The following is a 23,200-nucleotide window of genomic DNA, read 5'->3' on the forward strand; positions in this document are numbered from 1 at the left end:
CCGTTTGATTTCTCTGCTATAACCACAAAAAAACAAGATGCATTGAGGTCGCAGATGAAGAATTTGGTTCGCCGGAGGGTCTGGGCATGATCCGCGCGCTGTGTTTGGTCGGTGGGCTGGCCGGGGCGGCGGGTCTGTCGCAGTTTCCCGAATTTTCGCAGCAATATATCCAGCGCCTTGCAGGGCAGGTGGATGCTTTGACGGTCGTGGTCAAGGAATTTGATGCCTCTGCCCTGGCCGAGGGGATGGGCCGTGAAGAGGCGTTGCAGGATCTGTCCGGTTCGGATTTCCAGCTGCGTCATCAGGCTGACATGCGCGCCCTTTTTGCCCGCCATGCCCGGCTAGCTGACAATCTGACAGTGCTGCAGGCCGCATCGCCTTTGCAGCGTCTGATCTTGCCGCACCGCATGGCCGATGGCCCTACCGTGCAAGAGGTTTGGTCGGATTTCACACCCGCCGTGCCGGTCAGTACGGCCGGGGCTGCGGCTGCAGGGGCAGGGTTTGTCGGTGGCTGGGCCGTCTTGGCCGCGCTGTTCGGCGCATTGGCGATGCCGTTTCGCAGGCGCAAGACCGTGGCGAAGGCCGCACCCAAGCGGCATGAGCCGGGGTTGCGTCCCGATCCGCCGCTGGCCCGCCCGACGCTGGTGGCACAGACGCCCGACAGCAGGCCGCGTCTGGCGGGTGCGCAGCGCTGATGCATGCCCTGATTGTCTGGGGCGGATGGGACGGGCATGGGCCTGAGAAGGTCGCGGGCCTCTTTCGGGACATGCTTGAGGCGGCGGGCGGTCATGTCGCGCTGGTCAATAATCTCGACCCGTTTGACGACGCTGAGGGTTTGCAGCGTTATGACCTGATCGTGCCGGTCTGGACCGATGGCGTGCTGAGCCGAGAGGCCGCCACCAACGTGTCAGAGGCCGTGGCGCGGGGCACCGGCCTTGCTGGTTGCCACGGCGGTATGTGCGACGCGTTTCGCACGTGTCCCCTGTGGCAGTTCATGACCGGGGCCAATTGGGTCGCCCATCCGGGTGGCGATGGGGTGCGATATCGTGTCAACATGACCTCTGATGATCCGCTGGTCGCGGGCCTTCCGGATTTCGATGTGGTGTCAGAACAGTACTATCTGCATGTCGATCCGGCCAATCGGGTTCTGGCCACGACCCGCACGGATGTGGTGACGTGGTATCACAGCCCGAATGGTCCTGTGGATATGCCGCTCGCCTGGACGAAGGATTGGGGATTGGGCCGGGTCTATTACAACGCGCTGGGCCATCAACCTGATGTGATTGCTGAGGGGCCCGCGCGGGAAATGCTGCGCCGTGGGCTGCTTTGGGCGGCGGCGGGCAAGGCTGCGGCCAAGGGTCGGGACCTGACGCCGATGATGACGCCAGGCAATCATTGGTAGGCTTTGTCGCGGGGCAGGGTGCCATGCTGGACTTTGATCCGCTCAGCCACCTGATCTGGCGGAAAGACGCTTGACCGTGGGCGGTGAACGCACCACGTTGCGCCGAAACGCAGGCAGGAGCAGTCATGGCCACGGTGAACCACACCCGTCCCTTTGCCAAATTCGAGTGGATGATCGCCTGGCGCTATATTCGTGCCAAGCGCGCCGAGGGCGGGGTCAGTGTGATGACCTGGATCAGCCTGATCGGGGTGACCTTGGCGGTTTTTGCCCTGATTGCGGTCTTGGCTGTCCGATCCGGCTTTCGGGCGGAGTTCATTGACACGATTGTCGGGGCGAATGCCCATATTTCGGTCGTGCAGCCGGGTGAGGTCATCACGGAATTCGAAGGCATGGCCGCGCGGATCATGACCGTGGAGGGCGTGGAAAGTGTGGCCCCGCTGGTGCGTGGCCAATCCATGGCCGAAGGTGTGACCGGGCGTATTGCGCTGGCCGATATCTATGGCATCGGGCTGGAGGACCTCAAACAATCCGACGCGATTGTGCAAAGTGAGCGCACCATCGGCAATATCGATGATCTGCCGAACGGGATCGCGCTGGGCTCTGCCCTCGCCGAAACGCTGGGCCTGACATTGGGCGACCGGGTTGTCGTCACAACGCGCGGTGGGGCGGCGACACCGATGGGCCAATCGACCCGGCGCAACGCTTATGAGGTCGTCTATATCTTTTCGACCGGGCGCTATCAGATTGATCAGGTGCGCGCCTATCTGCCCTTTGACGTGGCCCAACTGGTGTTTAACCGCGATGGTGTGGCGGACGAGCTGGAGGTGCGACTGGACGATATCAACCGGTCGGAAGAGTTGAAACAGATCGTGGCCAATGCGGCCGGGCCGGGCATGTGGGCCTATAGCTGGCAGGACCGGGTGGGTCGGTTTCTGCGGGCGCTGACGATCGAGGATAATGTGATGTTCATCATCCTGTCCATTCTGGTGCTGGTGGCATCCATGAACATCATCAGCGGGTTGATCATGCTGGTCAAAAACAAAGGCCGCGATGTGGGGATTTTGCGCACGATGGGCCTGACAGAAGGGTCAATCCTGCGGGTGTTCTTTATCTGTGGTGCAGGGATTGGCACGATTGGTACGTTCTTTGGGGTCGTGCTGGGGTGTCTCTTTGCGATCTATATCGATCAGATTTTCAGTCTGGTGAATTACGTGGCCGGGGGCGGGGTTTGGGACCCGTCGATCAGGGGAATTTACAACGTGCCGGCCCAGTTACACCTGTCGGATGTGATCAAGGCGATGTCCCTGTCGCTGGGGCTGTCATGGATCATCACGATCTTTCCCGCGCGCCGTGCCGCTCGGATGAACCCGGTTGAGGCGCTGCGCTATGAGTGATCCGACATTGCAGGTGGCCGATCTGGTCAAAGGCTATAACCACGGCAAACCGAACGAGGTGAAGGTGTTGCAGGGCGCCACGCTGACCGTGGAGCCGGGCGAGGTGGTTGCCCTTGTCGCCCCGTCGGGTGCTGGCAAATCGACCCTGCTGCATATCGCGGGGCTGCTGGATACACCTGATGCGGGGACCGTCGCGATTGAGGGTGAGGATATGACCCGCCTGTCGGATCGCAGGCGCACGGCGGTGCGCCGGTCGACGGTGGGGTTCATCTATCAATTTCACCATCTGCTGCCGGAGTTCACGGCGCTGGAAAACATTGTGCTGCCGCAGCTTGCCAATGGCGTGGCCGACAAGGCGGCCCATGATCGCGCGATGTCCTTGTTGGGTCGGGTCGGGATTGCCGAACGGGCCACGCACCGCCCTGCTGCATTGTCGGGGGGCGAACAGCAGCGGGTTGCGTTCTGCCGGGCGCTTGCCAATGAACCGGCCCTGTTGCTGGCGGATGAGCCGACCGGGAACCTTGACCCGGAGACATCCGACAGGGTGTTCGATACGCTGATGACGCTGGTGCGTGATACCGGGCTTGCCGCCGTCATTGCGACCCATAATCTGGAACTGGCGGCCCGGATGGACCGGCAGGTGCGGATGACAGGCGGTGTGTTGGAGGCGTTATGAGAGTTGATGTTACCGAGATTGAAGAGCGCAGTTTTGCCGCACTGACAGCCCATGGCGCGGGCAAGCGGCAGGCCCGGTCAGTCGCCAAGGCCGTGGCCCGGGCAGAGGCGCTGGGCAACGTGATCTGTGGGCTTTACTATCTGGAAAGCTATTGTGTGCAACTGACATCCGGCCGGGTGAAAGGTACGATTGATCCGGTGGTCAGCCGCCCGCGCCCTGCTGCGGTTCTGTCCGATGCCCGCTTTGGCTTTGCCCAATATGCGTTCGAGGTGGCGTTGACGACCGCGTTGAAGGCCGCCCGCGAAAACGGTGTGGCGACGCTGGCGGTGGCCCATGCGCATACCTGCACGTCGCTGGGGTATTTCACCGAACAGATTGCAGGCGAAGGGTTGATCGGGATCGGGTTTACCAATGCCTCGCCCGTCGTCGCTCCGCCCGGTGGCAACAAGGCGGTGATCGGCACCAACCCGATTGCGATGAGCGTGCCGGGCGATGGTGCACTGGCCATGCATTTCGATTTCTCGACCTCCGCCGTGGCGCTGGGCAAGATCACCATGGCCAAGGCTGCGGGAGAAAGCATTCCGCTGGGCTGGGCGGTTGATGCCGAGGGCCAGCCAACGACCGACCCAGAGGCTGCGCTGAAAGGCGCGCTGGTCAGCGCGGGTGGCTACAAAGGCTGGGGGTTCGGGCTGATGGCGGAACTGCTGGCCGCTGGCATGACCGGATCGGTCAATTCGCTGGATGTTGGCGGGCTGAAGCTGCCGGATGGGCCGCCGCATGGGCTGGGCCAGTTTTACATTCTGCTGGATCCGGGCACTTATCATGCTGATTTTGCAGATCGTTTTGCGCGTGTGGCTGAAGCCGTGGCCGCACAGGAAGGCACGCGCATTCCCGGTGCAAACCGTCATGTGATGCAGGATGTTGATGTTCCCGATGCACTGTGGGAACAGGTGATCAAACTTTCTGCGTGACAAAGACCCCTGCCGCCATCAGGGCGATACCGGCGGCACGGGTCAGGGTCAGCGGAGAGGTTTGCGCGCTGAACAGCCCGAAATGGTCGATGGCCGCCGCTGAAATCAGTTGCCCCAGCAGCACAAAGAACACCGCATTCCCGACACCCATCGTGGGTGCAATCCATGTGATCGACAGCACATAGAATGCAACCAGCGTGCCGCCCAAGAAAAGGTGCTTTGGCGTGGCTGGCAATTTGCTGACCGCTGCCGGGTTGGTGAGAAGCGCGGTGACAGCGGCGACGCTGAAGGCCACGACAAACAGCACTGTCGCGGCCACTGCAGGTGACCCGATATGGCGGCCCAATGCGGCGTTCAGGGCGGCCAGAACCGGGATACCTATTCCGGCGGCCAGCATGATCAGGATGTGGTGGGGCATGGGCGGTCCTTTGCTGAAATTTCGTGCAGCTTAGGGGCCGGATGATCCAGATCATAGTGGCGGGCGCCCTCGATTTGTTACAGTCTGATCAAAACAGGAGGCAGAACATGCGGTATTTCATCATTCTGGCGGCGCTGGGTCTGGCGGCCTGCGTCGAGGAGCCTGTGGACGGGCGCACGGCCTTCATGGCCGATTGCGCCAGTTGCCACGGTGCCGATGGCAAGGGCGGTGGTCCTGCGGCGCGCGCGCTGGCTGTGGCCCCGCCGGATCTGACCGGGATTGCCGCCCGGAATGGCGGTGTTTTCCCTAGAAATCAGGTCATGAGCACGATTGACGGCCTTGATCGCGGCGCGCATTTCAGCGCCGCCATGCCGGAGTTTGGCGCAGGTGATATGGGGGATACGGTGATTGTCGAAGAGGACGGTCTGGGTACGCCGGTGCCGATGCGGCTGTTGGTTCTGGCCGAGTATCTGGAAAGCATTCAAGAATGACGTATTGCTGACAATCATGTGAGAATTGGAATATATTGGTGTCCGATGACCTTTGGTGGGCTAGCTGATTTGTCAGGTCCACGAAAAGGAATGTCTGATGCGCCTTGCTCTTTCCGCCGCACTTGTTTTGACCACGACCCTGACGGCCAATGCCGGTCCGATCAGTTTTGCCACTGGCTGGCAGGAGCAGCGCCTGTCGCTGTTCAGTTCGAATGATTACTCCTTTGGCCAGAGCCTGAGCATGGTGTCAAACGGGTCAGTGTCCATCGCCTGGACACGAGTCAGCCCCGCCGATTGGGGGAGCCGTGGCGCATCGTGGTCCTGGACGGTGGAACAATCGGTCCCACCCACCAATCTGGCCCAGAAAGGCGGCGATGATCGCAATGTCTCGCTTTATTTCGTCTTTGTGCCCGAAAGCGTGGCACCCAGCTTGCAAGGGGCCAATATCCGCAGCCTTCTGGGCAATGCCGATGTGCGGATCATGCAATATGCCTGGGGCGGGAACCACAGCCGGGGGCAGGTGATCCGGTCGCCCTATGGCCCGCCGGGGCAGGGTGTGACGATTGCGCTGCGTCAGGCGGGAACGGGATCGCATAGCGAAACCGTTGATCTTGCTGCGGATTATGCCCGCGCATTCGGCGGTGAACCGGGCGCGTTGGTGGGACTGGCGGTGTCTGGCGACAGCGATGATACCGACAGCATGATCCGCGCGGCGATCGGCAATCTGACACTGCGCTAGGCGTATTGACCTGCATCAACGCGGGCCGGTTGATGGCCCGCTAGGCTTCTCTTTATCGTAATGACGGAGGATCCGATGCGCTGGCTTTCACTGACCCTAATGATGACGCTTGCCGCCCCTGCCGTGGCACAGGATGCGCAGGAAGGTGAGGCGCTTTATCAGTTTTATTGCGCCACATGTCACGGCACCGCGGCCGTTGGAAACGGCCCGATGTCGCCTTCGCTGGTGGTGCGTCCCGCGGATTTGACGGCGCTAAGTACAAGAAATGATGGCATTTTTCCGGTGATCCGGGTCGTCATGCGGATTGACGGGCGTGATCCGCTGGTCAGCCATGGCAGTGCGATGCCGGTTTATGGTGACTTCTTTGAAGGCAATGACGTGGCGACCAAGGCCGAGACCGGGCAGCCCATCATGACGTCGCAGCCGATTGTCGATTTACTGGCTTACCTGCAGGGTCTGCAGCAATAGGCTGGCAAATTCTGTCTGGGGCGTCGTGCCTGCGATTTCGAGGATCAGCTTGCGCCGCACTGCATCCGTGAACTCCGGGCCGGAGTGGGCGGGCATGACGAAGGCGTTGGGCCCGCCGATGATATTTGCCTCATACGCGGCGGGCAGATCGTCGGTTTGCCACTGCGTATTCCGCAGGATGGGGAGCGCGTTGATGGTGATGCCTGCGGCCACGACCTGATCCCGCGCGACGGTGATGGGCGGACCGAATGAATTGGCCATCGTGTCGCCGGAGAAGTCGATCACGCGGCGGAAACCATTGATATCATTGGATTCTATCTGGTCCTTCCCGTAGAGCAGGGCGGCCCCGATGGCGTTGCGTCCGCTGGCCTGGCGCGGTGGGCCGATGAGGGCTTCGGCAAAGGCGGTGGCGCTTTCCATGTCAGCGATGAGGGTCCAGTCGACGACGGTCGCCTGCGTGGCGGCCCATTCGACGTAAGTGACCGCGATGGAGCCGTAGAGCGTGTTTTCTATGGCCGAAACGACCGCCGGGTCGGTGATGGCGGTGGCGTAGGATTGGCGCTGGAACAGCAATTCGTCGGCGTCGATGGAGCCGGAGGCGTCGGCGAGCAGGACGAGTTCGAGGTCGGTTTCGATCTCCTGGGCGGAGACGGGCGCGGCGAGGAGGAGGGCGAGGATGAAATGGCGCATATCTGGATGGTAGCGCATCGGGGGGGTGAAGCAACGTTCGGTGGGGGTGCGTGCGGTGGGTTGCGCCCGAATTTGCCGAATCAATCGTTAATGCGTGATTTTGTGGCGTTTTGGCGTGTCAGCATCGCGTCGGCGATGCGTCGGCAAAACGTCGGACCCCTGGCGGGCACAGGCCGGGTTTAACAGGGCGCACGGTGGGAGTGTGAATGCGGTGTTAAGGTTTTGGGGCTGGGATGTAGCTGTCCCGGGCTTGACCCGGGACCTCATGGTGAGGGCGAGGCCCCGGATCGGGTCCGGGGCTGCGGAGCGGACGGTTCAGACGCGTGGGTTTCACCCACCCTACATATACGGCGTTCCGGTGCAGATCTCCCGCCCAGCATCGCCGGGCAGCGCCCGGACCTCCCCCACGGGGAGGGCGCTTTTGCAACGTTTCAAATTGTAGTGGTGTCAGCTTTGGTGGCCATGTTCCGCCAAGCAGTCCCGTTGCTGCGCCCACCCCGAGGTCCGGGCGCTGCCCTTGGGCGAAAGTTAAGAGCGAGGTTCATTTATGGCTACCCGACAACGGTGAGTTAATATCCACCTTCCGTTATATGGCTCAGAATTTTCGCTCGGATTTCATTGTCGGACGTGACTTGCTCAATCAAGTCAAGGGTCAACGGTGCAATCGTATCAAAACCATGTTTGGGGAAGCCATTTAAAAAGTAATTCTCAACATCTTCAATCATCATTAGGCATCTTAAGTACCCCACCAAAGAACCATCATTTGCACGGCTATCAATCAACATGAGATCCTTTGCAAATTTGTTGTTAAGAAGCTTTCGCAATTCAGACGGAGTATTAATCCCGAAGCCGTTTAACTCAGCCAGAATACCCTCTTTTAAATCTTTACTAGCGTAAGTCGCAGCAACTTTCCTATTTAGAACTTTGAGAACAAACCCCTCGAATGCAGAGTCGACTGCAAGCGAGGTTAGTTTGTCTTCCGATATTGAGGGGGCATCAGATTTCACTAATCTTGCGTATTTTTCCGCTTCTAAACTAATGTCGCTGAATTCCCTGTCCAACAGTTCTAAAGTGCCAGAGACTGCCATCAAGCGACGTTCTAACACTTCAGGAAGACTGTTGACCCCCTTGTAGTTTTTCTTATGTTCGATTTCCGCCCAAGCATGTTGAAGTACTGTTCTGATCTGCACTTCAAATTTTTGCTTGGCTATGCCGGTATACTCCTGCAAGTCCGCCCGTTGTTCGCCAAGTTGACAGATCAAATGCAACGATCGATAGCCAAATTCGTTTGTATTTTTTGCCATCCTCTTGTCGATGCTGTTATTTTCATCGATGGTAAAAAGCTGTCGGACGCAGTCCGCTACTTTTTCGACATCGCTCTCCAAGTATACGATTATTCTAAATGCTACAAAATCTGTGATTTCTTCGAAGGCGTTTTCATAACTTTTCGATGCTATTTTTCCCAGTGCACTTTCGATAGTCTTAATCCTGTGCGACACTGGAAAACTATCGACGTCGAGCTCAGAGATTGCTCCTCCCAAGATGCTCGTTATGCAACTTTCCAGACGGACGTATTGTGGGTGTCTTTTTGTGAACTCTAACTTGAAGTCGGCTTCCTTACTCAAACATCCAACTCCTCCACGAACCGCGCGTTTTCCTGAATATACTGGAACCGCAATTCTGGCTTTTTGCCCATCAGCCGCTCGACCAGATCGGCTGTGTCCCCCGGTTCTTCGTCATGCACTGTCACTCGGATCAGTTTGCGCGTCTTGGGGTCCATTGTCGTTTCTTTCAGGTCCTTGGCGTCCATTTCGCCAAGACCCTTGAACCGTTGCACGTCGATTTTGCCTTTGCCGCCAAGTCCTTTGGCCAGAACGGCCTCTTTTTCCGCGTCGTCGGCGACATAGACCCGTTTGGCCCCTTGCGTCAGCCGGTAGAGCGGTGGGCAGGCGAGGTAGAGGTGGCCGTGGTCGATCAGGGGCCGCATCTGCGTGAAGAAGAAGGTCATCAGGAGCGAGGCGATATGGGCGCCGTCCACATCCGCGTCGGTCATGATGATGATCTTGTCATAGCGCAGGTCATCGACGTTGAAGCGGGTGCCCATGCCGACGCCGAGTGCCTCGCATAGGTCGTTGATTTCGGCGTTGGTGGTCAGCTTGTTGGAGGCCGCGCCAAGGACGTTCAGGATCTTGCCCTTGAGCGGCAGGAGCGCCTGATTTTCGCGGTTGCGTGCGCCTTTGCCGGAGCCGCCGGCGCTGTCGCCTTCGACGATGAAAAGCTCGGTCCCCGCCCGGTCCTTTGATGTGCAATCGGTCAGTTTGCCGGGGAGGCGCAGTTTCTTGGTGGCGGATTTGCGGGCGGTTTCCTTTTCCTGACGCCGCCGCAGCCGTTCTTCGGCGCGCAGGACGAGGAAATCGAGGATCGCGCCTGCGGATTTTGTATCCGCGGCCAGCCAGTTGTCGAAATGGTCGCGCACGGCGCCTTCGACCATTTTCTGCGCACTTTCGTTGGACAGCCGGTCTTTGGTCTGGCCGACATATTGCGGATCGCGGATGAAGATCGACACAAGTGCCGAGCCGCCGGTCATCAGATCGTCGCGGGTGATCTGTTTGGCCTTTTTGTTGGCAACCCGTTCGCCATAATCGCGGATGCCTTTGAGGACAGCCGACCAGAAGCCGGATTCGTGGGTGCCGCCTTCGGGTGTGGGCACGGTGTTGCAGTAGGATTGGATGAAGCCGTCGCGTGCTGGTGTCCAGTTGATGGCCCAATCGACCTTGCCTGCCTCGCCGAATTTTTCGCTGAAGGAGACGCTGCCTGCGAAAGGTTTGTCGGCGTATGTGGTCGCCCCTTCGAGCCTTTCGTGCAGATAATCCGACAGGCCGCCGGGGAATTTGAAGGTCGCTTCGGTGGGCGTTTCGCCGTCGTCTTTGCCGGATTTCCAGCGAATTTCGACGCCTGAAAACAGATAGGCCTTGGACCGCGCCATGCGGAACAATGTGCGCGGTTTGAGGGTGAGCGCGCCAAAGATTTCCGGATCGGGGTGAAAGGTGACCGCCGTGCCCCGCCGGTTAGGGGCCGCACCAAGCGATTCCAGTTTCGTTTGCGGAACACCCCGCGCGAAGGTCATGCCGACCAGTTGCTTGTTCCGCGCCACTTCGACGTGCAGATAGTCTGACAGCGCATTGACGACCGATGAGCCGACCCCGTTCAGACCACCGGAGGTTTCGTAGTTTTCACCTGAGAATTTGCCGCCTGCATTGAGCGTGCAAAAGATAATCTCAAGCGCGGATTTCCCAGGGTGTTTGGGGTGTTCGTCTGTAGGGATGCCGCGCCCGTTATCGCGGATGGTGACTTTTCCGGTATCGTGCAGTTCAACCTCGATCCAGGTGGCATGGCCTGCGACGGCTTCGTCCATAGAGTTGTCGATGATTTCCGCGACCATGTGGTGCAGTGCGCGTTCGTCCTTACCGCCGATGTACATGCCGGGGCGCAGGCGCACGTGCTCCATATCCTCAAGCACTTCGATCGAGGATGCATTGTAGTCGTCGGGTGTGCCCCCGGAGAGGAGATCGTCGGCCATTGTGTGCTGCTCATTTCTTTTGATTGCGCCCATAATGGCAGGCGGGCGGGGCCGGGGCAATTGGGGAATTGGGCGTTGTCAGGGCGCAGGCGCGTTGTTTTGCAGCGTGTGCAGGGCTGGTTTCCATTGCTGTGCTGCTACGCTGATGGTTTGCAGGCCGTTGCTGCCCGCAGTGACGGCGGTCAGGACCCCGATAATCCGGGGTGTGCCGGTGGCCATGGACAGAAGTGGCGCGCCGGAATCGCCGTTCATGGCAGCACAGGTGTTGCGGAGAAGCGTTGCGCCGGCGTCCTGCCGGATCGGGCCGCAGTCGCGGGCGATGGAGGCGACGTGAGGGCGGATGGCCGGATAACCGATGAGTACTGGTGTTTCATCAGTCGTGTGGTGACCGGTTGCCAGCGCACCGACTTGCGCCCCGATGGGGGTTTCGAGCAACAGGAGGGCCCAGTCGCTGGATGGATTGGGGTTGAAGCTGTTGCTGGTCGGGTCTTGGTTGTCGTCAAGGATGTAGCGGGCCACGGGTGAGGCCGCGATATGCTCGCCGCGCTGATAGCCTGCAACAAAGGTGATGCTTTGCGCCGGGATCCAGGATTTGCGCGCGCTGTTGTAGAGACAATGGGCAGCGGTCAACACGATGTTGTCGCCGACAAGCGTGCCGGTGCAATGCGATCTGATCTGGATGCTGGCGAAATTGACCCGCCCGATGCCGCGCCATGGGGCCTGGGTGACGTCAATGATCTCACGGGCGCGGATTGCGGGGCAGCCCTGAGTCTGGCTGGCCCGGCACAGCCCATCAGGGGCGGATTGGGCAGACCCGGATGTTGGGGCCATTAGCAGCAATGTCAGGAGGGCGGCCCGGATCATTCCTGTTCCAGAAACTGATCGCCGATCAGGATACCGTCACCGGTTTCGAAGATGATTTCTGCCGTTGTGCTGCCGGTCTGGTCGGTCATTATCAGAAGCCCATCTTTCACCTCGTAACGCCCGCGCTGGTTGCTTGTGTTGCTACTGGTCACCCCGCCGCCGGACAAGGTGGCAGAGACTGAGCCGAAGCTTTCGCCGGTGAAGGTCCCATCAGGAAAGAAGGTGGTGCTGGAGGCGCTGGCCGCCCCGCCGTCGATCCCGCTGCCGGGGGTGAAACCGGTATAGCTGAAATCGGACACGCCGCCGTCAAGCAGCGATCCGTCAGAGAGCGGTGTGACCTCTTGATAAAGGATATCACCATCAGTCCATTTGCCTTCGGATATGTCCCAATTCAGCGTTTCGCGCCGCCCGTCCAGATAAGTGATGTTGATTTGCCGCGCCCCCTGATGGGTGTAGACGCCGAGGTTCTTGTCGAATGTGCCTGCGACCTTGTCCCGATCCATGGTGACGACCCCGCTTGGGGGTGCCCCGCGATAGACGTGGCCATCGGTATAGAAGGTGAGGACCTGGTGGTCGATGCTGAGGGTGAGCGTGCCGTCAATGGCGGGCCTCATGCGTTGCCGCCACCCCCACCAGACGCCGGACATGTTGCCCGAGGTCGCGGCAGGCAGGAGCAGATCGTCAGGGTTTGTGACAAATTCCAGCGTGTTGAAGAATGGGGCGATCTGGCTGGCGAAGACATCGCCCACCTCCCGCAGGTCGTCATCATCGTAGAAATTCCCCCGAAAGCCGAGCAGCGATTTTCGGTCGCCGAGGTCGATAGCGATCAGGATATAAATCGCGCGTCGCCCGAACCGGTAGCCTTGCATCCGGGCAGGATGTCCGGCGATGCTGATGTCTGAATGCGGGCCCATCGCGGTGAACCGGTCGCGGTCGCCCGGGTCTTCGAACCGGGTCAGATTGGCGTCGAGAAAGCTGGCCAGGCTGCCCTGATGGGATTGCGAGCCGCTGAGGTAGAACCGGCAGATGTCGCAGCGATCATCGGGGAGGTCAGAGAGGAAGACCTTGGTGCCATCCCTTTCCCTGCCGCCGTCCCACCCGCTGAGTGGTATATAGATGATGTCGGCGAACTGGCGTTCCTCGGCCTGAAGCGGTGTGCCTTGCAGAATGAGCAACAGTGCCACGTTTCTGAAAACCATCGGCCCCAGCCCCCAAATGCCCAAATTGAATGGTGTCAGATTGGGCATGGCAGGTTGCGCGCGCAAGGCCCTGCCGTGTCCGGTGCCGGGACAGGCAGACTTTCGCAGAAAGTCTGGCGTCAAATCCTGTGTCAGGATTTGGTGTGGTGCGCCGACAGCGTTACTCCCCCGCCTGTTTTGTTTCGAACATCAGCCCGAAGGCGCTGCGCGGGCGGAAGCCTTTCCAATAGGTATGGTCATCTTGAAGATCGCCATTGTCATCGACAGACCAGACGGCATCGGTCCCGGATGGGACCAGGTCGAAATAATCGGCCTTGCCGTCATCCCCTTTGAGGTGCAGGTCCAGATAGCCCGTGATGAAGTGCTGGCTGACATTGTTCATTTTTGTGGTGTCCCAGACCGCATCGGAATAATGGCCGAAGGGGAACCAGCCGTCGTCATTGGCGGGTAGATCATAGGTTTCCACCGGTGCGGGCATGGGGGCGCCCGCATTGTGGTTGGCGTTCTCAAAGGTCAGCAGATGCCGGGTGGTGTTGACTGTGTCGTCAAAGATGCCCCGGATATCATCGTAGATTGATACGTCATCCACGCTGCCTGCGATCAGCATCAGGGGCTTGTCGATGCCTGCCCAGCCATCCGCGTCCCAGAAGCCTGTGTTGTTGCCCCAAGGGCCGAAGGCGACGAAGGCTTTCACGCGGGGGTCTTCCAGCCCGGCATGGCTTTCGGTGCCCATCATGTTGCGTTCGAGCAGTCCCTGCGGTGCGCCCCATGTGTATTCGGTGGAGGCGTTGGTGACCCCGGCGCCTGCATAGATCAGCGCCCCGTAGCCGCCCATGGAATAGCCGATGATGGCCACGTTATCGTCCTGTACGATCTGGCCGAGATCACCGCCCAGCCCGGTGATGCTGTCAATCACGAACCGCTGATCCCAGGGCCGGTTGACGAGGGTGGACCCAAAGGCGGTCTGATCATCATAGGTGCTGTCGCGGTGGTCGATGGAGGCGACCACGTAGCCTTTGGAAGCGAGGTTTTCACCCAGAGGCGACATCAGGAACCGGTTGCCCGGATAGCCGTGCGAGATGATGACGAGCGGGAAGGTCTGGCTGGTGTCGGGGACGGCGTCACGGGCGGCCTGACCTGTCAGCGTTGCCTCGGTCATGCCGTCGCGCACCAATGCGGTCAGCGTGCCGCCGGGGATGGTGTCATCGGTTGCGGGATACCAGATTTCGACGGTCAGGCTGCGGTCATAGCGGGCGATATCACCGTTGGACCCGGTATTGACCACATCGATCTGGTCGGGATTGGTGAAGGTCATTGTGGTGACCCCGATCTTGTGATCCCCGTAGGCTGCCAGTTCCGGCGCGTCAGGCCGCACGATGTCGATGCGGTTTTCGGCATGGGCGGCGGTGGCGGCGATAATGCCAAGAGCGGCGGTCATGGTGCGCATCGGTGTCTCCTGCGTGTTTGAGTCGTGGTTAACCTAGCCGCCGGGTTCCGGGATGAATACCGTTGAATTTGGCGATGGGCGGTCTAGGCTGGCGTGTGAGCGGGAGGCGGAATATGCGGGTTTTCTTTACAGGCGGCAGCGGCAAGGCGGGCAAATGGGCGATCCGGTATCTGCTGGAACAGGGGCATCGGGTGCTGAATGTGGACCGGGTGGCATCGGGTCTCGACTGTTCGGAGTTGCTGATTGATCTCTGCGATGCGGGGCAGGTGATTGGCGCGATGTCGCAGTTCGCCGATTTTCATGAATTGGATGAAGGGACGGGCGTGCCTCGCTATGATGCCGTGGTGCATTTTGCCGCCGTGCCGCGCGTCATGATCGGCACCGATGGCGAGTGTTTTCGCCAGAATACGTTGAGCACATATAACGTCATTGAGGCGGCGGTGAAGCTGGGTATCCCCAAGGTGATTTTTGCCAGTTCCGAGACGACCTATGGTGTGTGTTTTGCCGATGGTGAGGTGAAGCCGGATTATGTCCCGGTGGATGAGGATCATCCGACCGTGCCCCATGATAGCTATGCGATGTCCAAGGTTTGCAATGAGGTTACGGGGCGGTCGTTTCAGGCGCGCAGTGGCGCGGATGTCTATGGGTTGCGTATCAACAACGTGATCGAACCGCATGAATATGCTGAGAATTTTCCAGTTTTTATGGCGGATCCCGCCACCCGCCGTCGCAATATCTTTGCCTATATCGACGCTCGCGATCTGGGGCATATGGTGGATTGCTGCCTGAAGACCGACGGGTTGGGGTATCAGGTGTTTAACGTCTCGAACGACGATCTGTCGGTGGGGATCACCAGCGCCGAGGTGATTGACCGGTTTTATCAGGGGGTGGAGCAGCGCCGCGAGATGCGCCCGGTTGAGACGATGTATGCCAATGACAAGGCCAAGCACATGGTCGGGTTTGCGCCGCAGCATTCGTGGCGGGATGTGTTGGGGTGAGTTTTCCGGTTTTTGATCTGGCAGCATTTGAGGCCGCGCGTCAAGACGAACGCCACGACATGGCCTCTGATCTGGATCGGATCTGCCGGGACACCGGGTTTCTGGTGTTGCAGGGGCATGGGGTGGACCAATCGGTGATTGACGCGGTTTGGACCGCGGCGGATGCGTTTTTTCAGCAGGACCTGGCGCAGAAACAGGCGGTCGCGCCGCCTTATCAGGGGTATCCTTATGGGTATCTGGGCCCCGATGCCGAGGCGCTGGCCCGGTCCAAGGGGGAAGAGACGCCGCCTGATCTGAAAGAAAGCTTTAACGGCGGCCCTTTACGCGTGCCTGTTAATGCGTCGGATGAGGCGATGGCGTTCTGCTATCAGCCCACATTATGGCCGGATCTGCCAGGGTTTCGTGCCGCTTGGGAAGCCTATTATGCGGCGATGGAGGCGCTGGCCGCGCGGATCATGCGTGCCTTTGCATTGGCTTTGAAACTGCCGGAGGATCATTTTGACCGCTTCATCGGCGACCCGATTTCGGCACTGCGGGCGCTGCATTATCCGGCCACGGTGGATGTGCCGTTGGATAGACAACAACGCGCGGGCGCTCATACCGATTATGGATCGCTGACCATCCTTTTGCCGCAGCCGGGTCGTCAGGGCCTGCAGGTCAAGCAAGGTGACACATGGGTGGATGTGCCAGCGCCGGACGGGGCGTTTGTGATCAATATCGGGGATCTGATGGCGCGGTGGACGGCGGATCGCTGGGTCAGCACATTGCATCGTGTCGTGGCCATACCAGACCAGCCGGCGCGCCAGTCGCTGGCATTTTTCCATCAGCCGGACTGGGATGCCGAGATCGTGCCGCTTGACGGGTCGGATGCCTATCCGCCGGTGCGCTCCGGCCCCTATCTGATGCAGAAATTTCAGGCGACCGGCGTTTGAATTGTATGTTGCGCGGATTGGGGTTAGGGCGCTTGCCATGACTGATGCCCAGCCGATTGCCGTGATGGACGGGACCTGTGCCTTGTGTTCGTGGGGTGCGCGTATGCTCCACCGGTTGGACCGGTCCGGTGAGATCCGCATCGCCACGATTCAGGGTGAGACCGGCGCGCGACTGATGCGCGCGCATGGACTGGATGCGCTGGACCCGGACAGTTGGCTGTTTATCGAAGGCGATACCGTCTGGCGCGATTTTGATGCGATGATCCGGGTGGGCGAGCGGTCTGGCGGCTGGGGCAGGATCTGTTCGATTTTGCGCATTATTCCCAAGCGCTTGCGCGACTGGCTTTATGCCCGTGTGGCCCGGAACCGATATGCCATGTTTGGCCGGGACGATATGTGCGCGTTGCCTGATCCAGCCTTTCGCGCGCGGCTTTTGCCATGAAGGTTGTGGTGCTGGGCGGATATGGTGTTTTTGGCGCCCGGCTGGTCCGTTTGTTGGTCCGTGATGGGCATGATGTGGTCGTCGCAGGTCGGTCAGAGGATAAGGCTGCGCAGCTGGCGGCGGAGGCGGGCGCGCAGCCGCTGATCGTGGATCGGCAGGGCGATCTGGCGGGGCTTTGGGCGCTTGCACCTGACGCCGTGGTGGATGCTGCCGGGCCGTTTCATGCCTATGGCGATGATCCTTACGCCTTTGCCCGCGCCTGTGTGGCGCAGGGTGTGCATTACCTCGACCTGGCGGATGATCCGGCCTTTTGCGCTGGCATTGGCGTGCTCGACGAGGCGGCCAAGACGGCGGGTGTCTTTGTGTTATCGGGCGTGTCCAGCGTGCCAGCGATATCGTCAGCCGCTGTGGCGGCGCTGGCGGAGGGTGCGCTTGAGGTCGACACGATCAGTAGTGCCATTTTGCCAGGAAACCGTGCTCCGCGTGGGAAGGCGGTGGTGGAAAGCATCCTACATCAATGCGGGTGCCCTTTTGATGTCACGATTGACGGGGCGAAGGTGCCGATGCGCAGTTGGTCGCGGCCAGACCGGTTTGATCTGGGGCAGGGTATGATCCGCAAGGCCTGGATGATCGAAGTACCGGATCATCGGTTGTTTGCTGGGACTTTTGGTGCGCGGACGGTGCTGTTTCGGGCGGGGCTGGAACTGCCCATTATGAATTACGGATTGGCTGCATTTTCATGGGTGCGGGGCAAGCTGGGCTTTGGGATACCCGACTGGTTTGTCCGCCTGATGCTGTGGTTGGCCAAGCTGCTCTGGCCCTTTGGCACGGATGAGGGCGGGATGTTCGTGGCGGTGACAGCGCGCTATCCGGAGGGGTGGCAGCGGCGCGTCTGGCGCCTGATCGCGCGGGCGGGTGAGGGGCCGTTCATCCCGGCTGTTGCGGCCCGCGTTGTGTTGCGACAGCCTGATGCGATTGGACCCGGCGCGCGGCCTGCGGTGGCGGTGGTGAGCCTTGCGGCGATTGAGGCGGGGATGGCTGATCTGGCGGTTGAGACGGAGCGGGTGGAGGAGGGCCTGACGCCCTTGTTTGTCCGCCAGTTGGGCGCGGATTTCGATCAACTGCCGGGACCGGTGCAGCAGGCGCATCAGGTCTATGGTCCGCGTCGCCTGACCGGGCGGGCGACCGTGGCGCGTGGCACATCGCTGTTGTCGCGGCTGATCGGGGTGCTTTTCGGGTTTCCCAAGGCGACGGATGATATTGCGGTGACGGTGACCATGACGCCCGATGGGGCGGGCGAGGTCTGGGAACGGCAGTTCGGTGACAAGGTGTTTCGGTCCGTTCTACGGCAGCAGGGTGGCCAGATGACAGAGCGGTTTGGTCCTTTCACCTTTGTGCTGGGTCTGCATGTCAGGGATGGCACGCTTCAGTTTCCGGTGTTGTCCGGCCGGCTTGGCCCTGTCCCGCTACCGCAGTTCCTGCTACCCCAGAGTATCGCCCATGAGCATGCCGAAGATGGAACGTTTCATTTTGATGTGGCGCTGAAAGCCCCGTTGACCGGGGCGCTGATCGTGCATTACCGGGGGACGCTGTCGGGAGAGAAGGACAGAGCCGCGGCGTAAGATGGGTCTTGACCCATCCCCGCTCAGGCCTCGGCGATGGAGATCAGCAGGTTGTTGAAGGGCCATGCGGTTTTGAACGCGGTGACGATGTCGTCCGGCAATTTGGCCTTGGCTCCCAATTCTTTACCCGCCACGGCCCCTTTCATCCGCAGCAGACGCCCTGCGGGATGGTCCTGATCATAGGGTGAAGGCACCCGTTTGAGCGCGGGTTCACGCAAGTTGAAACCGGCGGTTTCCACATCGGCCACGATCCCCTTGATCCGGTCGGTGTCGAGGTCGAGCATCTTGCGCCAATTGGCCAGCACGGGTTTGTCGAACCCCATCATGCCGACACCTGCTGTCACGTAATCCAGCCCGATCCCGAAGAAAAACACCGGGTTCTGGGGCGCGTCGCCGTCGATGGCCCACATCATGTGAAGGTGGGTGTTATAGGGCGTCTTGTCCTTGGAAAACCGCACATCGCGATGGGGTCGGAACAATTTGGATGTGATTGGCACATCGGCGAGGTCGGACAGGGGTGGCGTCAGCGCCGCCAGCAGGTCCAGCGCGGGTGCTTTGAGTTTGGTGTCATAGGTCGCCTTGTTCTCTTGCCACCAATCCCGTGTATTGTTGGCGTCGAGTGCTTTGTAAAAGCTGCGCGCGTCCTTGATCAGGGTATTGTATCCGGTCATTGCATTCTCCTTGGCGGATTGGTGCCAGAATGGCGCGGGTGTGATGTGGATGTCCATTGTGATGACGCCGGATCACCGTTACCTAGGTGACATGCTACGGACATTTTCACTGATCGCCGGACTGATGCTGCCATTGCCTGTAGTGGCCCATCCGCATGTGTTTGTGCAGACCGAGATGGTCATTGTTTTTGATGGTGATGGGGGCGTCGCCGTGCGGCTTGATTGGACCTATGATGAGTTCTTTTCGCTGCTGGTTAGCACGGATCTGGGCATCGGTCTGGATGGTGATACGGTTCTGACAGCGGCGAAGCAGACCCTGCTGGACGAGCAGATCACGGCCTGGCCGCCGGACTATACCGGCGATCTTGAGGTGATGCAGGGTGAGGTGGTGTTGCCGCTGGCTGAAAAGCGTGACCACCGCATGACGTTTGAGGAAGGCATCTTTGTCGAGACGCATCTGCGTCCGGTGGCCAGCCTTGCTGATCGCAATGCCCCGCTGATCGTGCGCGCCTATGATCCCTTCTATTATGTCGCCTATGATCTGGTGCGCCCTGTGCGTATCGAAGGTCGGGACGATTGTGAGGTCACGATTGTTCCTGCCAATCTGGATGCGGCCTATACAATGGTCGAGGAATTGCTTTACGGGCGTCCGGCATCCGATGTCGGCCCGGATGAAGACTTTCCCGAAGTGGGACAAGCCTTTGCCGATACGGTCACGGTGATATGCGCAGCGCCGCTTTAGGATTGCTGGCCGCATTGATCGCGGCGGCGGTCTGGTTGTGGGGCTTTGGTGGTGCCGATCAGATCAGCCGTATGGCGGCGGCGGCACAACGCGATGTGCAGAACGCGATGGCGGCGGCCCTGCGGGCCTTGCGCGCCGGTGACATGGCGGCCCTGTTGACCCTGTGGGGTCTTTGTTTTGCCTATGGTTTTGTGCATGCCGCTGGGCCGGGCCATGGCAAGCTGGTGATTGGCGGTTACGGTGTCGGGGCGCGTGTGCCCGCCGGGCGGCTGGCGGGGCTGGCGCTCGCCTCGTCCCTTGCGCAGGCCGCGACCGCTGTGCTGCTGGTCTATGCCGGGGTGTTTGTGCTGGGCTGGGGCCGCGAACAGATGACGGGGGCGGCGGACCGGATCATGGCCCCGCTGAGTTACGGTTTGATCGGGCTGGTCGGCTTGTGGCTGGTGTGGCGGGGCGTCCGCCATTTGCGGGCCGCGTCGCAGGTCCATGACCACGCCCATCATGGCGAGGACGCGGTCTGTGGTCATTGCGGTCATGCCCATGGTCCGACGATCGAGCAGGCCAAAAGCGTCCGGTCCTGGCGTGACGCCGCGATTGTGGTGGGGACCATTGCCATCCGTCCCTGCACGGGTGCCTTGTTTTTGTTGATCCTGACTTGGCGTCTGGATCTGGATTGGGCCGGGATCATCGGGGCGTTTGTGATGGGTCTGGGAACCGCATCCATCACAGTTACCGTGGCGGTGCTGGCGGTCGGGTTTCGTGAAAGTGCCTTGCGTCTGGTCAGCGGCGCGGGTGTTGCGCGCACGCTTGCGCTGGCCGAATTGGTGGCTGGTGGCATTGTGGCGATTCTGGCCGGGCAACTGGTGCTGCGCAGCCTTTGATAGCGCTTTACCATGCGTCAAATCGCGCCTAAGGCTGGGCGCATGACCCAACCCGCGCAGACATATCAGGACCACGCCAAGGCGATCTGGGTGCTGGGAATGCCCCTGATCCTGAGCAATCTGGCCCAGTTTGCGATCCATATCACCGATACGATCATGCTGGGCTGGTATGATGTCACTGCATTGGCCGCGTCGACCATTGCGGGTACGATGTTCTTTGTCATTTTCATCGTCGGCGCCGGTTTTGCGCAGGCCGTTACGCCAATGGTGGCCGCCGCTGCCGAAGAGCGCGATGACACCCAGGTACGCCGGGTGACCCGCATGGGGCTGTGGCTGTCGATCATGTATGGGCTGGCCGTGACGATCCCGTTTTTCTGGGCTGAGGAGATCCTGATTGCCATCGGGCAGGAGCCCGAGGTTGCGGCATTGGCCCATATCTATCTTCAGATTGTCATCTGGCAGATGATCCCCGCCCTGATCGTCATGACCATGAAGTCGTTTCTGGCGGCTTTGGAGCATACGGCGATTATTCTATGGGCCACGATTGGTGCGGCGCTGATGAATGTGGTGGTCAACTATGCCCTGATTTTCGGCAATTGGGGCGCGCCGGAACTGGGTATTCAGGGGGCGGCGATTGCGTCGTTGTCGGTCACGGCTGTGACCGTGTTGATCCTTTTGATCTATACCTTGCGCGTGCTGCCGCAGTTTGAACTGTTCAAGAATTTCTGGCGCAGCGATTCCCAGATCATGGCCCGTGTGTTCAAGCTTGGCTGGCCGATTGGTCTGACCTCACTGGCTGAAGGCGGGTTGTTCAGCGCCTCTGCTGTGATGATGGGTTGGATTGGTGCAATCGAACTGGCCGCCCATGGCATCGCCATTCAATTGGCGAGCATGGCGTTCATGGTCCATATCGGGTTCAGTCAGGCCGCGACCGTCCGGGCGGGCCGTGCGCTGGGTCGTCGGGACGAGCTGTTGTTGCGCCGGGGCGGTGTGACGGCGATTGGCATGTCGGCGCTGTTTGCGCTCCTGACCTCGGCTGTTTTCATGATGATCCCCGAGGTTCTGGTGTCTCTCTTCATTGATCCTGATGAGGCGGAGCGGGTGACCCTGCTGCGTATCGGTGCCAGTCTGGTCATTGTTGCCGCCCTTTTTCAGATCGTGGATGCGGCACAGGTCATGGCACTGGGCCTGTTGCGGGGGGTGCAGGACACGACCGTACCGATGGTCATGGCGACGATCAGCTATTGGGTGATCGGGTTGCCGGCCAGCTATGTGTTGGCGTTCACGTTGGGCTATGGGCCTGTGGGGCTGTGGCTGGGCCTGGTCATCGGCTTGGCGGTGGCGGCACTGCTTCTGATGTGGCGGTTCTGGGGGCGGTCGGTCCGTATCGGAGCGAAGGCCGTCACTGCACCGGCTATTTGAGGTCGAACAGGTCCAGGTCGCGCAAGCGGAGCCGCGGGTATTGTAGAGTGCCGAAATCTTCGAGGCTGTGTTTATGCGGGAAGAGCGACAGGAACTGTGCCAGCCGGTCGCCACGAAGGCCGAGGGCAAAGGCGGTTCCGGGGTGCAGGCTTTCGATTTCGATCCCGTTGACCGATAGCCGTCTGTGGCTTGCAAAGCCGAGTTGATAGACCGCAACCGGGGTGGCGGGCCGTAACTCGACAAAGGCGTTACCGTCGATGAAATCACGCACCGGAATATAGGCCGCGCGGCTGCCTGTCAGGGTGCGCACATTGCTGGCCCTGTGATAGAGCCGGGCGGTGGGCCCCAGCACCAGATCGGGTGATGGCCGGTCGAGCCCCAGCGCATCGGCTGTGATCCGGATCAGACTGGAGGCATCGGGGCTGGTCGCCTCATCCCCCGGTTTGATGGTCATGGAGCCACGCCAGAGCAGCGTTTCGAAATCACCGCAGGCGAGCCGGATCTGATCACCGGGCAGCAGATCCTCGACCGCCATCGGGCCGTTGGCGGTTTGCAGGATGGCCCCGTGGCCGAGCGCGCCGAATGCATCCTCGAACGCAGGGGCTGCCGGTGCGATGCGGGTGAAATCCTCAATCTCGGAGGCGTTGTTGAGGTACGTGACCTGATATTTGCGGGCTTGCATCATGTTGCGTGGTGACGGCCCGGTTACGCTAGCGGCGCGGTCCATGCTGACCGGCCCCCTGAATACAGTTGGTGCGCCACAGGGCTGTGCCCGGACAAGCAAGATATGCGTGATGGAAATGGTCCGTCAAATTGATCTCGCTTTGTTGTTCGCATCATCATCGTGATGAGAGGCCCGTTTTCTGTGGTCACAGGTTCAGACCGGAATGCTGTCAACGCGCCGGGACAGCGCGCCGATATCCGGCCCATGCGGGATTACGCCTGACGGCGTTCCTCTGCCCGCTCCCTGAGGATCTCATCGATCCGCAGCTTGCGCCGCGTGATGAGCGCCTGACGCTGCGTGCCACGTTCCCAGGGCATTGGGGTGTCATATGCGGCTACTGCAGCCTCGAGAGATTTTTGCCAACGATCGTTCATGGATCCGCCTTCTTCTTTTGTCGTCATCCCCTAACCCTTGTCCCCAGAAGGTGACC

General features: G+C 60.4%; 25 protein-coding genes. 15 read left to right on the top strand and 10 right to left on the bottom strand.

Going from position 1 to position 23,200, the window contains the following annotated elements; genetic code table 11:
* Positions 1-86 precede the first annotated feature (86 nt).
* The 5 genes from ACFWW4_RS07290 to ACFWW4_RS07310 all read left to right on the top strand — a co-directional run bounded on the left by ACFWW4_RS07290 (position 87) and on the right by ACFWW4_RS07310 (position 4,443).
* The gene (locus ACFWW4_RS07290; protein WP_411890227.1) at positions 87-695 is read left to right on the top strand and encodes a DUF2937 family protein; all 609 of its coding nucleotides are present in this window, start codon (positions 87-89) and stop codon (positions 693-695) included.
* Positions 695-1,402 carry a ThuA domain-containing protein gene (locus ACFWW4_RS07295; protein ID WP_411890228.1) on the top strand — a complete coding sequence of 236 codons (708 nt, stop codon included), beginning with the start codon at positions 695-697 and terminating at the stop codon, positions 1,400-1,402. The genes ACFWW4_RS07290 and ACFWW4_RS07295 overlap by 1 nt, the downstream gene beginning before the upstream one ends.
* Before the next feature lie 125 nt (positions 1,403-1,527).
* A complete protein-coding gene (locus ACFWW4_RS07300; RefSeq protein ID WP_411890229.1) occupies positions 1,528-2,796 on the top strand; it encodes an ABC transporter permease in 1,269 nt (422 codons plus the stop codon).
* Positions 2,789-3,472 (top strand): ABC transporter ATP-binding protein, encoded by a 684-nt coding sequence (locus ACFWW4_RS07305; RefSeq protein ID WP_411890230.1) that lies wholly within the window; start codon positions 2,789-2,791, stop codon positions 3,470-3,472. The genes ACFWW4_RS07300 and ACFWW4_RS07305 overlap by 8 nt, the downstream gene beginning before the upstream one ends.
* Entirely contained in the window at positions 3,469-4,443 is a 975-nt protein-coding gene (locus ACFWW4_RS07310) for an Ldh family oxidoreductase (RefSeq protein ID WP_411890231.1), read from the top strand. The genes ACFWW4_RS07305 and ACFWW4_RS07310 overlap by 4 nt, the downstream gene beginning before the upstream one ends.
* Here ACFWW4_RS07310 and ACFWW4_RS07315 read toward each other — a convergent pair.
* Positions 4,427-4,861: a DMT family transporter gene (locus tag ACFWW4_RS07315; protein WP_411890232.1), complete on the bottom strand. Its 435-nt coding sequence runs from the start codon at positions 4,859-4,861 to the stop codon at positions 4,427-4,429. The two genes, ACFWW4_RS07310 and ACFWW4_RS07315, sit on opposite strands and share 17 nt — an antisense overlap.
* Before the next feature lie 107 nt (positions 4,862-4,968).
* Here ACFWW4_RS07315 and ACFWW4_RS07320 point away from each other — a divergent pair, with 107 nt between their 5' ends.
* From ACFWW4_RS07320 to ACFWW4_RS07330, 3 genes are all read left to right on the top strand, one after another.
* Positions 4,969-5,352 carry a c-type cytochrome gene (locus tag ACFWW4_RS07320; RefSeq protein ID WP_411890233.1) on the top strand — a complete coding sequence of 128 codons (384 nt, stop codon included), beginning with the start codon at positions 4,969-4,971 and terminating at the stop codon, positions 5,350-5,352.
* Between the two features lie 97 nt (positions 5,353-5,449).
* Complete coding sequence (locus ACFWW4_RS07325; RefSeq protein ID WP_411890234.1) at positions 5,450-6,091, top strand: DUF3047 domain-containing protein; 642 nt, start codon at positions 5,450-5,452, stop codon at positions 6,089-6,091.
* Between the two features lie 75 nt (positions 6,092-6,166).
* Positions 6,167-6,559, top strand: a complete 393-nt coding sequence (locus ACFWW4_RS07330; RefSeq protein WP_411890235.1) for a c-type cytochrome — start codon at positions 6,167-6,169, stop codon at positions 6,557-6,559.
* Here the strand turns inward: ACFWW4_RS07330 and ACFWW4_RS07335 are convergent.
* The 6 genes from ACFWW4_RS07335 to ACFWW4_RS07360 all read right to left on the bottom strand — a co-directional run bounded on the left by ACFWW4_RS07335 (position 6,527) and on the right by ACFWW4_RS07360 (position 14,339).
* On the bottom strand, positions 6,527-7,249 hold the full coding sequence (locus tag ACFWW4_RS07335) for a DUF1194 domain-containing protein (RefSeq protein WP_411890236.1): 723 nt from the start codon (positions 7,247-7,249) through the stop codon (positions 6,527-6,529). The two genes, ACFWW4_RS07330 and ACFWW4_RS07335, sit on opposite strands and share 33 nt — an antisense overlap.
* A 569-nt stretch (positions 7,250-7,818) precedes the next feature.
* Complete coding sequence (locus ACFWW4_RS07340) at positions 7,819-8,874, bottom strand: GTP pyrophosphokinase family protein (protein WP_411890237.1); 1,056 nt, start codon at positions 8,872-8,874, stop codon at positions 7,819-7,821.
* On the bottom strand, positions 8,871-10,829 hold the full coding sequence (gene parE, locus ACFWW4_RS07345; protein ID WP_411890238.1) for a DNA topoisomerase IV subunit B: 1,959 nt from the start codon (positions 10,827-10,829) through the stop codon (positions 8,871-8,873). The genes ACFWW4_RS07340 and parE overlap by 4 nt, the downstream gene beginning before the upstream one ends.
* A gap of 78 nt (positions 10,830-10,907) precedes the next feature.
* Positions 10,908-11,693, bottom strand: coding sequence for a trypsin-like serine peptidase (locus tag ACFWW4_RS07350; RefSeq protein WP_411890239.1), 786 nt, complete (start codon positions 11,691-11,693; stop codon positions 10,908-10,910).
* Complete coding sequence (locus ACFWW4_RS07355; protein ID WP_411890240.1) at positions 11,690-12,892, bottom strand: hypothetical protein; 1,203 nt, start codon at positions 12,890-12,892, stop codon at positions 11,690-11,692. The genes ACFWW4_RS07350 and ACFWW4_RS07355 overlap by 4 nt, the downstream gene beginning before the upstream one ends.
* A gap of 160 nt (positions 12,893-13,052) precedes the next feature.
* Complete coding sequence (locus tag ACFWW4_RS07360; protein ID WP_411890241.1) at positions 13,053-14,339, bottom strand: alpha/beta hydrolase family protein; 1,287 nt, start codon at positions 14,337-14,339, stop codon at positions 13,053-13,055.
* 113 nt (positions 14,340-14,452) lie between these two features.
* On the opposite strand from ACFWW4_RS07360, the gene ACFWW4_RS07365 reads away from it, so the two are divergent.
* The 4 genes from ACFWW4_RS07365 to ACFWW4_RS07380 are packed head-to-tail and all read left to right on the top strand — an operon-like array spanning position 14,453 to position 18,333.
* Positions 14,453-15,337, top strand: a complete 885-nt coding sequence (locus ACFWW4_RS07365) for an NAD-dependent epimerase/dehydratase family protein (RefSeq protein WP_411890242.1) — start codon at positions 14,453-14,455, stop codon at positions 15,335-15,337.
* A complete protein-coding gene (locus tag ACFWW4_RS07370) occupies positions 15,334-16,269 on the top strand; it encodes an isopenicillin N synthase family dioxygenase (protein ID WP_411890243.1) in 936 nt (311 codons plus the stop codon). Before ACFWW4_RS07365 ends, ACFWW4_RS07370 begins: the two co-directional genes overlap by 4 nt.
* 37 nt (positions 16,270-16,306) lie before the next feature.
* Positions 16,307-16,711: a thiol-disulfide oxidoreductase DCC family protein gene (locus ACFWW4_RS07375; RefSeq protein WP_411890244.1), complete on the top strand. Its 405-nt coding sequence runs from the start codon at positions 16,307-16,309 to the stop codon at positions 16,709-16,711.
* A complete protein-coding gene (locus ACFWW4_RS07380) occupies positions 16,708-18,333 on the top strand; it encodes a DUF4166 domain-containing protein (RefSeq protein WP_411890245.1) in 1,626 nt (541 codons plus the stop codon). The genes ACFWW4_RS07375 and ACFWW4_RS07380 overlap by 4 nt, the downstream gene beginning before the upstream one ends.
* A 23-nt stretch (positions 18,334-18,356) precedes the next feature.
* Here the strand turns inward: ACFWW4_RS07380 and ACFWW4_RS07385 are convergent, their stop codons facing one another.
* Positions 18,357-19,004 (bottom strand): TIGR02453 family protein, encoded by a 648-nt coding sequence (locus tag ACFWW4_RS07385; protein WP_411890246.1) that lies wholly within the window; start codon positions 19,002-19,004, stop codon positions 18,357-18,359.
* 91 nt (positions 19,005-19,095) lie between these two features.
* Here ACFWW4_RS07385 and ACFWW4_RS07390 point away from each other — a divergent pair, with 91 nt between their 5' ends.
* The 3 genes from ACFWW4_RS07390 to ACFWW4_RS07400 are packed head-to-tail and all read left to right on the top strand — an operon-like array spanning position 19,096 to position 22,046.
* Entirely contained in the window at positions 19,096-19,746 is a 651-nt protein-coding gene (locus tag ACFWW4_RS07390) for a DUF1007 family protein (protein ID WP_411890247.1), read from the top strand.
* On the top strand, positions 19,728-20,624 hold the full coding sequence (locus tag ACFWW4_RS07395) for a nickel/cobalt transporter (RefSeq protein ID WP_411890248.1): 897 nt from the start codon (positions 19,728-19,730) through the stop codon (positions 20,622-20,624). The genes ACFWW4_RS07390 and ACFWW4_RS07395 overlap by 19 nt, the downstream gene beginning before the upstream one ends.
* A gap of 42 nt (positions 20,625-20,666) precedes the next feature.
* A complete protein-coding gene (locus ACFWW4_RS07400) occupies positions 20,667-22,046 on the top strand; it encodes an MATE family efflux transporter (RefSeq protein ID WP_411890249.1) in 1,380 nt (459 codons plus the stop codon).
* Here the strand turns inward: ACFWW4_RS07400 and ACFWW4_RS07405 are convergent.
* Both ACFWW4_RS07405 and ACFWW4_RS07410 read right to left on the bottom strand, forming a co-directional pair.
* On the bottom strand, positions 22,039-22,773 hold the full coding sequence (locus tag ACFWW4_RS07405; protein ID WP_411890250.1) for a Hint domain-containing protein: 735 nt from the start codon (positions 22,771-22,773) through the stop codon (positions 22,039-22,041). The genes ACFWW4_RS07400 and ACFWW4_RS07405 overlap by 8 nt on opposite strands.
* A 209-nt stretch (positions 22,774-22,982) precedes the next feature.
* Entirely contained in the window at positions 22,983-23,171 is a 189-nt protein-coding gene (locus tag ACFWW4_RS07410; protein ID WP_411890251.1) for a hypothetical protein, read from the bottom strand.
* Between the last annotated feature and the right edge of the window lie 29 nt (positions 23,172-23,200).

Origin of the sequence: Yoonia sp. SDW83-1 (assembly GCF_046762885.1) — a bacterium.
GTDB lineage: Bacteria > Pseudomonadota > Alphaproteobacteria > Rhodobacterales > Rhodobacteraceae > Yoonia.